General features: G+C 64.4%; 9 protein-coding genes. 4 read left to right on the top strand and 5 right to left on the bottom strand.

From position 1 onward, the window contains the following. Positions 1 to 107: 107 nt before the first annotated feature. Positions 108 to 3728 carry a family 43 glycosylhydrolase gene (locus tag ASE88_RS08430; RefSeq protein ID WP_082466401.1) on the bottom strand — a complete coding sequence of 1207 codons (3621 nt, stop codon included), beginning with the start codon at positions 3726 to 3728 and terminating at the stop codon, positions 108 to 110. 50 nt (positions 3729 to 3778) lie between these two features. Then, positions 3779 to 4354: a TonB-dependent receptor gene (locus tag ASE88_RS08425; protein WP_156348154.1), complete on the bottom strand. Its 576-nt coding sequence runs from the start codon at positions 4352 to 4354 to the stop codon at positions 3779 to 3781. Here ASE88_RS08425 and ASE88_RS08420 point away from each other — a divergent pair. From ASE88_RS08420 to ASE88_RS08410, 3 genes are all read left to right on the top strand, one after another. After that, a complete protein-coding gene (locus ASE88_RS08420; RefSeq protein ID WP_082466399.1) occupies positions 4319 to 5332 on the top strand; it encodes a cupin-like domain-containing protein in 1014 nt (337 codons plus the stop codon). The genes ASE88_RS08425 and ASE88_RS08420 overlap by 36 nt on opposite strands. Further along, a complete protein-coding gene (locus ASE88_RS08415; protein ID WP_056477503.1) occupies positions 5329 to 6534 on the top strand; it encodes an ROK family transcriptional regulator in 1206 nt (401 codons plus the stop codon). Before ASE88_RS08420 ends, ASE88_RS08415 begins: the two co-directional genes overlap by 4 nt. A gap of 99 nt (positions 6535 to 6633) precedes the next feature. Next, the gene (locus tag ASE88_RS08410) at positions 6634 to 9162 is read left to right on the top strand and encodes a glycoside hydrolase family 3 protein (RefSeq protein ID WP_056479258.1); all 2529 of its coding nucleotides are present in this window, start codon (positions 6634 to 6636) and stop codon (positions 9160 to 9162) included. Between the two features lie 9 nt (positions 9163 to 9171). Here ASE88_RS08410 and ASE88_RS08405 read toward each other — a convergent pair whose 3' ends face one another. Genes ASE88_RS08405 through ASE88_RS08395 form a run of 3 tightly spaced genes read right to left on the bottom strand, consistent with a single transcriptional unit; the run spans position 9172 to position 13612 of the window. Beyond that, positions 9172 to 10692: a tryptophan halogenase family protein gene (locus ASE88_RS08405; RefSeq protein WP_056477501.1), complete on the bottom strand. Its 1521-nt coding sequence runs from the start codon at positions 10690 to 10692 to the stop codon at positions 9172 to 9174. Beyond that, complete coding sequence (locus ASE88_RS08400) at positions 10689 to 12122, bottom strand: tryptophan 7-halogenase (protein ID WP_056477499.1); 1434 nt, start codon at positions 12120 to 12122, stop codon at positions 10689 to 10691. The genes ASE88_RS08405 and ASE88_RS08400 overlap by 4 nt, the downstream gene beginning before the upstream one ends. Further along, positions 12119 to 13612 (bottom strand): tryptophan halogenase family protein, encoded by a 1494-nt coding sequence (locus tag ASE88_RS08395; RefSeq protein WP_414893880.1) that lies wholly within the window; start codon positions 13610 to 13612, stop codon positions 12119 to 12121. The genes ASE88_RS08400 and ASE88_RS08395 overlap by 4 nt, the downstream gene beginning before the upstream one ends. Before the next feature lie 258 nt (positions 13613 to 13870). Here ASE88_RS08395 and ASE88_RS08390 point away from each other — a divergent pair, with 258 nt between their 5' ends. After that, entirely contained in the window at positions 13871 to 17080 is a 3210-nt protein-coding gene (locus tag ASE88_RS08390) for a TonB-dependent receptor (RefSeq protein WP_056477495.1), read from the top strand. Positions 17081 to 17162 lie beyond the last annotated feature (82 nt).

Below are 17162 nucleotides of genomic sequence, written 5' to 3'. Positions count from 1 at the left end.
CCGCCACGCGCGATCGTGACGGTGTTGCTCACCCGGAAGGTCGTGCGAGGATCATGCAGCGCCGGACGCTGATCGCGCCCGATACGGAAAAGCGTTTTGACATCCTATCATCTGGTCGGCGTTGTGGCCGTGACCATCATGGTGACGGCTCGATTTTGCGGCGCGACCTCTTCTTCGGCGGTCATGTCGAGGATGGGCCGGCCGGTTGCAGCCCAGTGGACACGACGTACGCGTGTATCACGGCCATTGCCGCCCACGCCGTCGCCCCAGCTGTGGTAAACATACAGCATGGTGCCGTCCGCATCGGTGGTAAACGCGCCATGTCCCGGTCCCTGCTCATAGGCACGATAATCCGTAACGCCCGGCGGCATCGGCATGCTCTTTTGAAGCGGCGCGCCATATTTGTGCCAAGCGTCGATGTCGGTGAGATCGGCATGCGCGTCGGCCCATACCCCGCCGACGACATAGGTCGGGCTGACACCCGAACTTGAATAGGCCAGCGTCACGCGTCCGTCGTGGAGAGTGGCAAAAGCGCCTTCGGCCAGATTCTCCTCGAACGAGAGATCGGGAACGATGATGGGCCTTGGTTCTGACGTCAGACGCGCGGGATGAGCGGGATCGACTTTGGCGATCCAGGTCAACGGATCTCCGAGCGTCGCCGACGTGGATAGATATCGCTGCGACCAAGTGTAATAGCCTTGTCCATCGGCCTCGAAATACGACATATCCAGACTGATATTCTTCTGGAACGCCGCCCGACCGAGCGGTGAGCCATCCTTTTTGCGAACGGCGGCGGGCTTCGACCAGTCGGCAGGATTGCTGGGATTTCCGCCTTCCCGAAGCTGCATCACATGCGCATCGACGGTGGACCAATCGCCCCGTTCGCTCGACTGGTCGTCGGCCGGATTGAAGCACGGCGCGAACAGGATGCTGAGCCGGCCGCCTATCTCGTGCAGTTCCGGTGCCCAGTAGCAGCCGGCGATCACCCGCCCTTCTGCGGTGCGGTCTTTCCTCGTGGTGCGATTGAGAAGGTCCACCTCGAGCTTTCTGCCGCCATTGGCATCGGCCAGCGCGGCGATGCTGTCAGCCGTGCGCAGGGGTAGATGAACCGATCCGACATTGTCGTTGCCGGTGTCGTCGGTGGCAACGAACAGATATTGGCTGATGCCGGCATGATCGTAGCGAAAGATGGTCGGATCCGCCCGATTATACGCGAAGATCGACGGGTAGACCGGCAGGCGTACGGTTCCCCGAATCGCATGCGTGCCACCGCGGGCCCGAGCCAGACGCCGAAGGTCGTCGGCATCCCAGTCGACCCCGCGCGTTGCGGTCGATCCATCTGAGTACGTCAGCCGGACGCGGGCGCGCGTTGCCGCAGCAATATCACCTGCGGCGATCGTTTGTGCATCGACCGTCGCGGCCGTGTTGACGACGCGCCCGAACCGATGCGCGAGGGCGTTCGCGGTTTGGCCACTGACGGGAAGACTGCTCGCAGCCTCGGCATCGGGAAGGTTCGCACGCGCGCTGTCCGCTGCATGCCCGAAGATCGTCGCGACAAGACCTGACCGTGTCGCGCCCACGTTACCGGTCGAAACTATCCGCGAAACGCGGCCACCATCGCCAGGATAGAAGGGCGTGACAATTTTCTGCGTCCGAGCCAGATCCTCGACCGTCGTCCAGCGCGCGTCGCCGGCGCGATCCCGCCACGCCACGACGTAGCGGCGGGCCGACGAGTCCCACACCGCCATGGGTTTGACGACCCCACCCGTCGTCTGCAGATCGACCAAGCCCAACTCGGTGAAATTTCCCGGTGTCACGGGATCGGCCTTGAAGACGAGGGCGGCGGACGTTTGCGAAGGATCCGCGGTGGCTGTCATCTGCACTTGCGTCCCGATGACGCCAAGGCTTCCATCGGCAAAATAGAACAGGGACGGATCGACGATACCGCGCAGTGCCACGTGATCGACGCCGGTGTGCTCGCCCCTGGCGAAGATCACGCCATAATTCTCGTTGAGCGGTATCGGCGCGGCTCCATCGCCCCCAAGCGCGAGATGCACGCTGCGCGCGATGACGGGTTGATTGGCGTCGTGCGCGCTCGTGGGCGTACGACCATAGGCGTACAGGAGTTGCATATCGCGCCCGAGTACTTGCACCGTGAAGCGCTTCACGATCGATCCGCCTGCGGGCTTCACGATGGTCCCGGTCAAGTGCATCGTTACCGGTTCTGCGCCACCGTTCGTCAGGACTCCCCCATGCAGACCCGGCCAGTCCGAGGCCCAAACGACGCGCGCGCCGGCCGGCGCCGGCAACCTGGTGTCGGATGCCACAACGGATGGAACGACCCAGGCTTCGCCCATCAGTCGAGATTCATCGCCTTCAGTTTTAGCCGATGCCGGAGAGGCCTTGGAGGGCACATCGGAAACGCCCCATCGAGCGGCAAGGGCTTCGCGCTCGCCTGTTGTAATCGCGAGTACGGAGCCGTGGCGGGGAGAGGCCGGTAGCCGAAAACTCTTTGGGTACGTCCAGCGGACATCTCCTGAAAGAGAGTTTGTCCCAAGCGGAATATAGCCGACGCCGCCGTAGTTATCGACCCACACATAATAGCGAAAACCGCCGGTATCGCCTGGATTCGCCACGAATGCGCTCGGCCCTTCGACTTCGGGCGTGCCGGCTGTCCGCCCGATACAGCGCGCGATCACGGACCATTCACCAGAGGTGCCGGCCGCTCGCAGCGATGTCGAGCGCTGGCCAAGGATGTCAGCGGATGCGCAGCCCTGTGCCTGTGTCCCTTTGACGAAGCGGAAATAGTCGTCGCCGTCCTTCAACACCGTGGCGTCGATCATTCCCTTGTTTCGGACGAGGCCGGGCACGTCGGCGGCCTTCAGCCACGGCACGGGCGTGGTGAAGCTACGAAAATCGCGGGTCGTCGACATGAGGATCTGCGGTCCGTTGTCATCGGCCTTGGTCCGGACAGCGTCCTTGAACATAGTCGACGTCCAATATACCACGTACGCGCTGATCGTTGGATCGTAGCTCGCCTCGGGTGCCCACGTCATGCCCGCACGCGGTGTGTTTACCTTGACGTGGCGTTGCTTGCCCCAGTGCACCAGATCGGCGGATTCCCATATTTCGAGATAGCTGCTACCTCGGTCGGTGGCGCCCCCCCACCCGGTGCGCCCCGTCGAGAGATCGGTTGCCAGAAGGAAAAATCGATCTCCTTCCGCCGAGCGCATGATGAAGGGGTCGCGCAGTCCGCGCGTACCGAATGTTGATTCCAACACCGGCTTGGCGTGGTTCAGATCCTGCCACTGCAACGCGTTGTTGCCGTCAGATATGGCGAACCGCAGCTTTTCGCCATCGATCGAATCCCCTGTGAAGTAGACGAAAAGATAGGCCTCCTTCACGGCCTTGCCCGGTGTACGTGCGGCTGCAACGGGCAGGTCGAGAGGCGCGGCTGCCGGCACCGCGCCATCCGCCGCGACACCGGCCTTTGGGGGAAGCGAGGCCGGTTGCCTTTCGAGCATCGGCGAGACCCTACCCCCAACATCGGAGATCGACACCGTGCCGTCTGCAACACGGAACGGCGCATCGCCGCCCCGCCCGCTCGCGGGAACAGACTGCCCACCGGCGGGTGACGGTGCGGCTGACCGATGCAATGCCTGCGCGATCGAGGGCCCGATGCTTACGATCAAGACAAACACCGCCGCTGAGGTCAGGCCATGTCGCATATATTCTCCCTTGCAGGTCCTCCTGCCGACGAACGACTGCTTATGTCAGACTATTGCCGGTCGCCAAACTCATTCGCGTTGTGGTTGCTCCAGAAGCGGAAGCGCACACCGGCAGACAGCAGCCTCGCCTCCCAGCGAACGTCGCGAGGGTATTTCCGCGACTTCACCTTGCTATGGTCGGGCGTCCGAAGCAGGTTCGTGGCATCCATTGTCAGGGTGACATGGTTGTGCACGTTGTAGCTTGCAGGCAGGTCGAGGCGACCTACCGCATCCGAATAGACCGTGGTGAATACGCCGGGAGCACCGAGGCCATCGACGTTGGCACTCCTGTAATCATACGCCAACCGCACGCTTGCGGGACCAAGTTCGTACAGGCCGATGATGTTGAAGCTGTATTTCGAAACGCCCGGCACCGTATTGCGCCCGCCCGCGAGATTGGCGGCCGCGGGCACAATCTGCTCGCCGTCGATATAGGTGAGGTTGGCCTGCGCGCCGAGACCGCGCAACGGTCCGGGCAGGAAGTCGAAGAACGTGGTAGCGGCGCGCGCTCCAGCCTTTCGTTTCCGGGATAAGCAAGGCAAAGCAGCCGCATGGATACGATCGGTAAACCAGTCCGCGAATGGCACGGCGTCACGAGGCGGATTTTCGAGACTGAGATTGTACCGATGGGTGAACCCGCGGTACTCCGCGGTCTGGTGGCGGACTGGCCGGCTACCCTCGCAGGATCGCGTACGGAGCGCGACCTGGTCGCCTATCTGGCGTCGCATGACTCGGGCACGCCGCTGTCTACCTATGTCGGCGCCCCCGCCATTGCCGGCAAATTCTTTTACCGCGACGACATGAACGGCTTCAACTTCGACCGCGGGACGGCGCCTTTCCGTGCCGTGGCCGATATGTTGCTCGGCGATCTGACGTCGGGAACCGGTCCATCAATCTACAGTGGCGCTGCATCCGCGGTGGAACACTTCCCGACATTCGCCGCCGACAACCCGATGCCGCTGCTCCCGCCGACGACATCCCCCAGGTTGTGGATCGGTAATGCGGTGACGGTATCGACGCATTACGACACCGCGGACAACATCGCCTGCGTGACTGCGGGCCATCGCAGCTTTACGCTGTTTCCCCCCGAACAGGTCGCGAACCTGTATGTCGGGCCTTTGGAAAACACGATTTCCGGCCAGCCCGTCAGCATGGTCGACCCGTTGGCACCCGACCTGGACCGCTTCCCACGCTATGCCCTGGCAGTCGGAACCGCGCGATCGGCGGTGCTGGCGCCCGGCGACGCGATCTATGTGCCGACGATGTGGTGGCATCACGTCCGCTCGACCGAGCGCTTTAACCTGCTCGTCAATTACTGGTGGAGCCCACCGAACGATGCGTCCGCTTTCGAAGCGTTGATCTATGCGATGCTCGCCATCCGAAATCGGCCGGCCGCAGAGCGCCGGAACTGGCGGGCATTTTTCGATCATTATGTGTTCGACGCCGACGCGGCCGACGCGGACCACCTGCCGGCCCATGCACGCGGTATCCTGGGGCCCAGCAGCCCCGACAGAACGGCGCTCATGCGCGAGTTCCTCCAGCGGGGACTGGGACGACGAGCATGACCGACCGGCGACACGCCCGGCTGACCGTCAGCCTGTCCGGTACGAACCTCGAACGCGCGGCGGATTACAACCAGCGCGTGGTGTTGCAGGCGATCCGCCTGCGCGCCGTGACGACCCGGCAGGAACTGGTCGCGGTGACCGGTCTGACGCCGCCGACGATCGCAACGATTTCCCGCCGCCTGATCGCCGCGGGCCTGGTCCAGATCGTCGGACGCCTGCAACAGGGGCGCGGGCAGCCTGCCGTGCAATTGGCAATAGATCCCGATGGTGCGTTCGGCATCGGCATCAACATCGACCGCGACCATTTGACCTTCGTCGTTCTCGATCTGGCGGGAAATGTCCGCGCGCGCGTGTCGCAGGACATCGCCTATGCCCTTCCCGACCAGGTCCGAACATTTGTCGCCGAGGCGGTAACGACCTGCTGCGACGACCCTCGCGTGATCGTCGACCGGATCGTCGGCGCAGGTATCGCGGTTCCCGAACCATTCAGCAAAGCTGGCTTTCATGATCAGCCCGCTGGCTACTCCGTGTGGAACGACCTCGACGTCGCAGGCTTGCTGGCGGACCTGATGCCTTGGCCGCTGCATGTCGACAACGATGCCGCAACTGCGGCGTTGGGCGAACTGGAGTTCGGTTCGGGCCGCAATTGCCACAATTTCTTTTACCTGCTGATCGGTGCAGGGCTTGGCGGCGGACTCGTGATCGATGGAAGCTATTACAGGGGCGCGTCCGCCAGAAGCGGGGAGGTCGGCTATATTCTGAGCCGGGTTCCCGCCTCGAGCGGAAAGTCGATCGAAAGCCGCGTGTCGCTTTCCGCTTTGTACGATCGCCTGTCGGGCGCCGGATGCAAAAGTGGAACTCTTGGTGCACTAGGCTTGGAGGACGTTCGTGCGAAGACCGTCATCGACGCGTGGATTGCCGAAGCTGCCGAGATGCTCGTCGATCCGATGATCGCGATCAATTGCCTTATCAATCCACAGGCGGTGCTGGTGGGAGGTCGTTTGCCCGAACCGCTGATCGATGCCTTGGTCGCGGCCTTGACGAACGCGCTTGCCGGCTACGCCGCAGATATGCCGTCGATCGCGCCGATCCGGCGTGCCGCGATGGCCGCCGACGCACCGGCGGTGGGCGCGGCGTTGCTGCCGTTCAGCGATCTCATGCTGCCCTCGGACGCCATTCTGATGAACGTCGGGCGCGACTGATCGCGTGTCGTGAAAATCAAAATTAATATTGATTGACGACGCCTCCCAAGTGGTTTGAAACGCGACCAATCCCGCAAGACGGGAACCGGGGAGAGAATGATGAAGACGAAGCTTTCGGTCGCCAGCGTCCTGGCGCTGCTGGGTGGCACCACGGCGATCGCGCAGACGGGGCCGGTTTCGCTCTCTCCCGTCGCGCATGCCGAGACATGGGCAAAGGTCGCGGCGAAGCCCGCGCTCGATCCCAAGCTCGAAACCAGGATCGGCGCCATCCTTGCTGCCATGTCGATCGAGGACAAGGTCGGGCAGATCATCCAGGCCGATATCGCGACCGTAAAGCCCGAAGACCTCAAGACCTACAAGCTCGGCTCGGTGCTGAACGGCGGGAATTCGGCGCCCAACAACGACGAACTGGCACCGCCGGCGGCATGGCTGAAGCTGGCCGACGCATTCTACGACGCCTCGATGCAGCGCACCGACGGTCGGCCGAAAATCCCGACGATCTGGGGGACCGATGCGGTTCACGGCAACAACAACATCGTCGGCGCCACCCTGTTTCCGCACAATATCGGGCTGGGAGCGGCCCGCGATCCCGCGCTGATGGAAAAGATCGGCCGCATCACCGCACTCGAGACGGCGGCGGCCGGGCTCGACTGGAGCTTCGCACCGACACTCGCGGTCGTGCAGGACGATCGGTGGGGGCGCACCTACGAAAGCTATTCCGAAGAGCCGGGCGTGGTCGCCAGCTATGCCGGCCCGGTCGTTACCGGCATCCAGGGCAAGGTGGGTTCGCCAGATTTCATGACGCCAGGCCACGTCATCGCGACCACCAAGCATTTCGTCGGCGACGGCGGCACGGGCGGGCGCGATCAGGGCGATACCAAAGTCTCGGAGGTCGTGCTGCGCGACGTTCACGCGGCGGGATACCCACCCGCGATCGAAGCCGGCACCTTGACCGTGATGGCGAGCTTTTCCAGCTGGAACGGCGAGAAGATGCACGGCAACAAGACCTTGCTGACCGACGTGCTGAAGGGCCGGATGGGCTTTAACGGCTTCGTCGTCGGCGACTGGAATGCACACGGCCAGATCTCCGGGTGTACCAACGAAAGCTGCGCGGCCGCAATCAATGCCGGCCTCGATATGTTCATGATGTCGGGCGACTGGAAGGCGCTGTACCGCAACACGCTGGCGCAAGCTAAGTCGGGCGAAATCGTGCCGGCGCGTCTCGACGACGCGGTTCGTCGTATCCTGCGCGTCAAGATGCTCGCCGGGAGCTTTACCGCGGGCAAGCCCTCGACGCGACGTTATGCCGGACAGTTCGGCCTGATCGGCTCGGCGGAAGGGCATGCCATCGGACGCCAGGCCGTCCAGGAATCGCTCGTGCTGCTCAAAAACAACGGGGGTGTTCTGCCGCTCAAGCCCAAGGCGAATATTCTTGTCGCCGGTAGCGCCGCCGACGATGTGGCGCAGCAGGCGGGCGGCTGGTCGATCACCTGGCAGGGCACGGACGTGCCGAAGCGCGGCTTCCCCAATGCGACGTCGATCTGGACCGGCATCGACCAGGCCGTACGCGCCGGCGGCGGTACCGCCACCTACTCGCCGACGGGCGCCTATACCGCGAAACCCGACGCCGCCATCGTCGTCTTCGGCGAGACCCCCTATGCCGAATTCATGGGCGACCGACCGACCCTGGAATATTCACCGGGCGACAAGAGCGATGTCGCGCTGCTCCGCAAACTGAAAGCGGCGGGCATCCCGGTCGTCGCCGTTTTCCTGTCGGGCCGCCCGATGTGGGTGAATGCCGAACTCAACGCGTCGGATGCCTTCGTCGCGGCGTTTCTGCCGGGGAGCGAAGGCGCGGGCGTCGCCGACGTGCTGTTCGCCGGCAAGGACGGCAAACCCGTCCACGACTTCCGGGGCAAGCTGTCCTTCTCATGGCCCAAGCGTCCCGACCAGTATGTCCTGAATGCCCGCGATCCGAACTACGACCCGCTGTTCAAATTCGGGTACGGCCTCACCTATGCGGATCGCGCCGTGGTAGGCACATTGGACGAGACGCGTCCCGCCGGCATGGCGGTCGACGCGGGCGGCGTCTTCTTCACGAAGGGGCGCGTCCCCGAAGCGTGGAGCCTGTCGCTCGGCGAAGGCAGCAGCGGATCGACGCGCATCGTCGGCAATAGCGGCCGGAGCCCGGGTGGCGCGCTGACGATCGCCGGTATCGATCGCAATGCGCAGGAGGACGCCCGGCGGTTCAGCTGGACAGGCAAGCACGAGGCGGACGTCAGGATCGAGGCCAACGCGCCGCTCGACATCGCCCGCGAGGCGAATGGAGAACTAAGCATGATCGTCCAGTTCCGAACGGATGCGAGCCCCGTGTCCGCCGTCGCGCTCTCGATGGCCGGCCCCGGCAAAACCGCTACGGTCCCGATTACCGGCATTCTACAGGCGGCACCGATCGGCGAATGGAAGTCCTTGGCGATTCCGCTAAAATGCTTCGTCGCCGCCGGGATCGATCCGCACAAAATCACCGAGCCTCTCATCATCTCGACCGCGGGGAAAATGACGCTCTCGATCTTCGACGTTCGTCTGGCGCATGCCGATGGGCCGGTCGCGGCGTGCCCGACCCGCTAGATCGGCGTTTCAGATAGCGGCGCAGTTCGCGCGGATATAGTCCGATTGCGACGGCATCTGCGCGATCGTCTGGCGGATCCCCAGCCGCATCCGCTCCACGGCCTCGACGAGCTTTGATTCGTCGAGGCCGTCGACGATCGGATCATAGCCTTCGGGCGTGATGCCCTGCCCCAGCATCACCGCGACCCAACTCGCGAGCGAGAACAGTTCGTCGTCATAGCGGAAGAAGCGGCCTTTCGCGCGGAACAGCTCGGTCTTTCGGCGCAGGCTGTCGGGCACGGTCATCGTCCGCACATGGTTCCAGAACGGAGAATCGTCCCGCGTCGTCGCGTGATAATGCAGGATGATGAAGTCGCGCACGCCGTCATAGGCGCTGCCCATCAGGCGATCATATTCGCCGGCCTCAACCTGGAGAAACCGTCGATCCGGGAACAGCGCGAGAAGCTTCGCGATCCCGGTCTGGATCAGGTGGATCGAGGTCGATTCGAGCGGCTCCAGAAAGCCGCCGGACAGGCCGAGCGCGACCACGTTGCGGTTCCAGAACCGCTTGCGCCGCCCCGTGACGAACGCCAGACGGCGCGGATCGGCGATCGGCGGCCCTTCGACGGTGGAGAGCAACGTCGCCTCCGCATCCTCGTCGGAAATATGCGCGCTCGAATAGACATAGCCGTTGCCGGTGCGGTGTTGCAGCGGGATGCGCCACTGCCAGCCGGCATTTCGCGCCGTCGAGCGCGTGAACGGCGCCGGGTCGCCGATGTTCGCTGTGGGGACTGCAACGGCGCGATCGCACGGCAGCCAATGACGCCAATCTTCATACCCGGTCTTCAGCGCGCCTTCTATCAGCAGGCCGCGGAAGCCCGAGCAATCGACGAACAGCTCGCCTTCGACGCGCCGGCCGCCGTCGAGCGTCAGGCTCTCGACGAACCCATCTTCGCTACGCAATCCGACATCGACGATCCGCCCCTCGATACGCTCGACCCCGCGCGCTTCGGCATAGGCGCGCAAATATCGGGCGTAGAGCCCGGCGTCGAAATGGAACGCATACGGCAATGTGCCGAAGGGCGACCGGGGATCGGGCGATTGCCGCGCGAACCGCCCCGCCGCCGCCGCCACCGCGCACGGCGCATAATGCCAGATATCGGCGCACTGGCCCTGTTTGGCGAGCTTGAGGAAGAACTGATGGAAGCTCAGCCCTTCGATATCGTGTCCGAACTGGCCGAAGGGGTGAAAATAGCGCTCGCCGATCCGCCGCCAGTCGACGAACTCGATGCCGAGCTTGAACGTGCCCTGCGTCTTCGCAACGAAATCATCCTCGTCGATGCCCAGCATCTGGTTGAACGTCGCGATCGTCGGAATCGTCGCCTCGCCGACCCCGACGGTGCCGATCTCTTCGCTCTCGATCAGACGAATACGCGGCTGCCCCGCCCCGCCCTGCCTGCTGCCGAGGAACTTGGATAGCGCCGCCGCGGCCATCCAGCCGGCGGTGCCGCCGCCGACGATGACGACCTCGCGGATGCTGTGTTCGTTCATGCGTTCGTCCTCAAGCTCGCCAGGTAGGCGCGATGGGTCGGCGCGGCGGCGACCGCCGTCGACAACCGCGCCCGAAAATCAGCCATCGCGGCGCGCGCGCGTGTCGGGTCGACCGCCACGGCCAACACGTCGCCGCGCTGCGGCAGGATGCCCTGCCCGAGCAGCACCGCGTGCCAGCTGTCCCGATCGAAGCTCTCGCCATCGCGGATCGGCAACCGTCCCCGTTCGCGAAACAGCGTCAGCGTCTCGGCCAGTAACGGCGGCAATGCGACGTCACGCGCGGCTTGCCAGAACGGCTCAGGTCGATCGGACGTCGCATAGTGCAGGATCAGGAAATCGCGCAGGCGATCCGCCTCCTGCCCCGTCTCGCGGTTGTAATAAGCGAGCTCGACCGCGTCGAAATCGCGATCGGGCAGCGACGCGACGAGCCGGTCGATCTGCGTGTGCAGCACGTGCAGCGGGGCGGCTTCCAGCGGCTCCACGACGCAATGCGCCTCGCCGATCGCCACGACATTGCCGATCCAGGCGCGCGATCGCCTACCGCTCTGGAACCACCGGACCTCGCCCGGTTCGTGGCGCGCCCCGCTTGCGTAAACGATCGCCGTATCGGTTCTGCCGGGCAGGCACGACGTCAGGCGCCACCCGCCATCGATCGCTTCGACCTGCTCCAGGGGTGACAGGAAAGGTTCGAAAGGCGCGGCATCCGGTTTCCCGAGCGCCTGAACGACGCTGTCGCACGGCAGCCACGGCGACCAATCCTGCCAATCGTCGCCGAACTGGCCGATGAGCCGCGCGTCGCCGTTGGTCGCGTCGATGTAGAGATCCGCCTCCAGACGCCCACCATCGTCGAGATGAAGCGCCGTCACGCGGTGGCCGTCCACCTCCGCGTGCCGCATCCCGCTGGCCGTCACCACGACGCCCAAATGTCGGGCATAAGCTTCGATGAACCGGCGATAGACGCGCGGATCGAGCTGCAGCCCGTTGGCATAGCCACCGAGCATGTCGCCGCGCGGCGGGATGAACCGTCCCGCTGCCGCCAGCGCAGCGGCCGGGGCGAAGCTGTCGAACGGCTCCATTCCCCCCAGACCTGCCCAGAGCGTGGCAAAGGGCACTCCATCGACAGGCATCCCGGCGGGGCCATAGGCGTGCGTATACTCGGCGCCGCTCCACCCCGAGAACCGGGTGCCGAGCCGGATGCCCGCGCCGGTCCGCGCCACGACGTCGCGCTCGTCCAACCCGATGTCCGTGTGGAACTCGCCGATCGACGGCGATGCCCCGCCGAACAGATCGACAAATCCGGGACGCAGGTCCGCGACCGGGATCACCGCGACCGAGACATCGGGCACCCGCGACTTCAGCGCCGCCGCCGCGCTCCAGCCCGCAACGCCGTCACCGACCACCGCGATCGTTCCGATCCGCCTGTCGCTCATGCCGCAGCCGCGCCCGATTGCGCGATATAGGCGGCGTGATCGGGCATGGTCATGACCGCGTCGCGCGTTTCGGTGCGCAACCGTGCCAGCGCCTGGGCGAGCGCGGCATCGGACGGCCGATCCGCACGCTGGTCATATCCCGCCGGCACCACCCCCTGCCCCAGATACACCGCGATCCAGCTCGGCTCGAGGAATACGCCCTCCCGATAGGTCATCACCCGCCCCCGCTTTCGGAACAGCGCCAGTTTCTCCGCCAGCGTATCGGGCACCGCCATCGTCCGCACATGATCCCAGAACGGCGAATCATCGCGCGCCGTCGCATGGTAGTGCAGGATCAGGAAGTCGCGGATCCGGTCATATTCCAGATCGACCACCCGGTTGAACGTATCGCGGTCGACGGGCGAGATCGGCGTGGCGGGGAACAGCTCCAGCAACTGGGTGATCGCCAGCTGGATCAGATAGATGCTCGTCGATTCCAGCGGCTCCAGGAACCCGCCGGCCAGCCCAACGCCAACGACGTTTCCGACCCAGCTACGCGCCCTTCGGCCAGCCTTGAAGCGCAGCATGCGCGGGTCCGCCAGCGACGTGCTTTCGATCGACCGCAGCAAGGCGTCCTGCGCCGCGCCATCGTCGATATGCGCGGACGAATAGACATAACCGTTGCCGACCCGGTGCTGGAGCGGAATACGCCACCGCCAACCGGCGGGCATCGCGGTCGCCGTCGTATAGGGCTTCAGCGTCCCCGCGTCGGCGCAAGGGACCGCGACCGCACGGTCGCAGGGCAGCCAGTGCGACCAGTCTTCGAACGGCTCGCCCATGGCCTGTCCCAGCAGCAGCGAGCGGAACCCGGAGCAGTCGACGAACAGGTCGCCCGTCATCCGCCGGCCATCCCCGAGCACGACCGCGACGACATCGCCCGTGCTGCTTCGTTCGACATCGACCACGCGTCCCTCGGTGCGCGTCACCCCCTGCCGCTCGGCCCGCGCGCGGAGAAAGGGCGCGTAGCGCGTCGCGTCGAACTGATACGCATAGCCGAAGGTCGACAGCAGCGATCGCGGATCGTCCAGCGGCGGCGCGAACTTCGCGTGACGCGCCGCGACGACCGGCAGCGAATAGTCCGGAAGCGTGGCGATCTGGCCGGCGCGGCTGAGATAATGGTGGAATCCCACCCCGTCGACGTCATGCCCGAAGGCCCCGAACGGATGGATATAGCTGTCGCCGATCCGCGCCCAGTCGCAGAACTCGATGCCCAGCTTGAACGTCGCGCCGGTCGCCCGCATGAACTCGGCCTCGTCGATCCCGAGACGCGTGTTGAACGCGCGGATATGCGGCAGCGTCGCCTCGCCGACGCCGACGATGCCGATCTCCTCGGACTCGACGAGATGCACGTCTGCAACGGTCGGTCCCGCGACGGCGGCCAAGGCCGCAGCGGTCATCCAGCCCGCCGTGCCTCCGCCGATAATGACGACCCTGATCGGAACAGGCCTGATCGGTACGGGCCTGATCGGTACGGGCTGCGGCGGGTTGATGGCACATTCCTCTCTCTTGCCAAGGCTGCACGGTATTACCGTGTCGGGGCAGTGTGACCTGTACGCAACAGACTAACGAAAATCAAAACAGTTAAAGCCGTGGTGCGCAGGTTTGCCATTGCTGTCGCGGCGAAACGGAGGCTAGTCCGACATAATCACCCGCGTTTTGCGGGAAAGAGAGCCGGTGGACATCTGAAGCCGGCCTTGGGGAGAGTCTGAATGCACGTCAACGCCTCGCGTAGCGCATCGCTATCGTTCGTCCGCTCGCTAGGTATCGGCGCGTCCGTCATGGCGCTCACTGCCAGTGCGCAGTCCGTCGCGCAGACGGTGACCCAGCCTACCGCCCCCACGACCAACAGCCAGGACGGCGGCATCTCGCGCTCGACCGATCCGGTGGTCGCTGGCGCTGCCGCACCCGACGCGCAGACGGGGACACCTGCAACCGGGCAGGATCCCGTGGCGGCCCAGACCGACGCCGCGACCGGCGACGAGATCGTCGTCACCGGCATCCGCGCCAGCCTGGCGAACTCGCAGGGGATCAAGCGCGATGCCGACACCGTCGTCGACGCGATCACCGCCGAAGACATCGGCGCGCTGCCGGATCGCTCGGTAACGGAGGCGCTCCAGCGCGTACCCGGCGTGTCGATCAGCCGCTTTGCGGCGGGCAACGACTCCGATCACTTCTCGGTCGAGGGATCCGGGATCGTCATTCGCGGGCTCAACTACGTCCGCTCGGAATTCAACGGTCGCGACAGCTTCTCGGTCAATGGCGGCCGCGCGCTCAACTTCCAGGACGTCTCGCCCGAATTGCTCGGCTCGGTCGAAGTCTATAAGAACATGACGGCCGACCAGATCGAAGGCGGGATCGCCGGAACGGTCGTCCTCAACACGCGCAAGCCCTTCGATAGTAAGGAACCGGTCGTCTACGTGTCTGCGGACATGAATTATGGCGACTTTTCAAAGAAGGGCTCGCCCGCGATTTCCGGCCTCGCCTCGCGGAACTTCGACACCAACATCGGGCGTTTCGGTGTGCTCGTTGGTGGGTCGTATTCGCAGCTCTTCAGCCGCGCAGACGGTTTGCAGGTCACCAACTACCAGGCCCGCTTCAACGGATCGCAGGATATCAACGGCGACGGGGTAACCGAAACCGACACCCTGGCAGGGCTTGCCCCGGGCCAGGTGGCCTACGCGCCAGTGGGCGCCGGCGTCCGCACGCAGGACTTCAACCGCGAGCGCATCGGTGCGGCCGGCGCGCTGCAGTTCGAATCGAACGACAAGTCGCTGCTCGCCACGCTGCAGTTCGTCCGCAGCGACGCACGCCAGACCTGGGGCGAGCGCACGGTGGAAACCGTCTCCGACGGCATCGACCGCGCAACGGCGCCGCGGCCTGGCACAAACTACACCTTCGGCGACGACGGTCTTTTCGAGACCGGTACGATTTCGCTCGATCGCGGCTATGTGCCTGCCGGCGGTCAGCAGCGCGGCATGGTCACGCAGCTTGCCAATCGCGGCGTGAAGACGCGGGCGGTCACCAACGACTTCGGCGGTAACGTAAAGTGGCAGGCAACCGAGAAGCTCGCGTTCAACTTCGATGGCCAATATGTGAAATCGACCACGAAGCAGACGGATATGTCGGTGTATGGATCGACCTTCGCCGACGTCGCGCTCGATCTTACGGGGAACACGCCCGACATCAGCTTCCTCGCCCCTAACGGCGCGAACAGGCAGGCGTATTTCGCGGATCCGGCGAACAGCTATTACCGGGCGGCGATGGACCATTTCGAGGACAACAAGGGCAATGAATGGGCGTTCAAGGCGGACGCGACCTATGATTTCGGCGACGACAGCTTCCTAAAGAAAGCCAAGGTCGGCGCACGCTATGCCGATCGCGACCAGACGGTGCGCTACTCGCTGTATAACTGGGGCGTGCTGAGCGAAGTCTGGGATGGCTCCGGCCCCGTAACCTTCGCCGATACCAATCCGAACAGCTACGGCTTGTTCAGCTTCGACAACGTGTTCCGTGGTGACGGTCCGTCCGAACTTGGTGCGAACTACATCAATGGGAACGCAGCATCGAGCTATGATGCGGTCGCCGCACAGGTGCAGGCGGTCAACGCGATCTGGCGCAATCAGAAGGGCGCGAATTCCGGCGGATGGACGCCGGCTGGCCAGCGCGCTGGTGTGATCGCGGGCACGAGCTTCCTGCCGAGCGAGGTCTACACCAATTCCGAAGAGACCAAGGCCGCCTATGCCCGGCTCGACTTCGGCACACAGGGCAACGATCTGTTCGGCGGCCTGAAGGTCTCGGGTAACATCGGCCTGCGCTACATCCAGACCACGGACAAGGCGAACGGCTTCTTCACCTTTCCGACGCGCAACCAGATCATCGGCAGCGCCGCCAGCGTCGCGACCTTCTGCGGTCAGCCTGCACAGACGAGCCCCTTTTGCGGTCTGACCTCGGCACAGCAGCAGGATGTCCTGACGTTTTCCAACGGGACCGCGATCAACCAGACGACACGCAATCGCTTCGATCATTTCCTGCCGAGCTTCAACCTGAAGGTTGGCGTCACGCCGAACCTGATCTCGCGCTTCGCCTATTCGAAGGCGATCTCGCGGCCAGGCTTCGAACAGTTGCAGAGCACGACCCTGATCGCACCGACCAGCGGCCTTTCAGTGTTCCAGCTCGAAGGCGGCAGCCGCAACTCGAACCCCTTCCTGAAACCCGTCGAGGCGAACCAGTTCGATCTCACCGCGGAATGGTATTTCGCGAAAGTCGGGTCGTTGACCGTGGCGGCGTTCTATAAGGATCTGTCGAACGTCATCGTTGCCAACGTCGCGCAAACCCGCTCGATCACGAACAACGGCATCACGCAGAACGTGCTGTTCGTGGCGCCGCAGAACGCGGACAGCCACAGCAACATCAAGGGCTTCGAAGTCGCCTACCAGCAGACCTATGATTTCCTGCCGGGGCTGCTGTCGGGCTTCGGCGTGCAGGCCAACTATACCTTCGTCGATCCGTCCAACATCCCGCAGGGCCGTGGTGCGCAGGCCACCTCGCCGACCACCACGATCGACGTATCACGCCTGCCGCTCGAAGGGCTCTCGCGCCACACGATCAACGGTGCGCTGTTCTACGAGATGGGCCCGTTGTCGCTGCGCGCCGCCTATAATTGGCGCTCGCGGTACCTGCTGACGATCCGCGACGAGATCGCCCCGTTCCTGCCGATCTATTCCAGCGCGTTCGGGCAGCTCGACGGGACGATCCTGTACTCGGTCAACGACAACTTCAAGATCGGCTTCCAGGGGGTCAACCTCCTCGACAGCACGACGAAGACGGAGTCGGTCATCAACGCTGCGGGCCTGCGCGCGCCGCGCAGTTACTTCAAGAATGATCGTCGATTCTCGCTGACCACGCGGATGAAGTTCTGATCCCGGCGCAGGCCTAATATTGCCGCCACGTCTGCAGCTCCCTGTCATCGCCTACGCATCGGGGAGCTGCACTGTGCGGATC

It is taken from the genome of Sphingomonas sp. Leaf38, assembly GCF_001421825.1.
Taxonomy (GTDB): domain Bacteria; phylum Pseudomonadota; class Alphaproteobacteria; order Sphingomonadales; family Sphingomonadaceae; genus Sphingomonas.
Note: the sequence above shows the minus strand (reverse complement) of the source record. Positions and strands in the feature narration are given on the sequence as shown.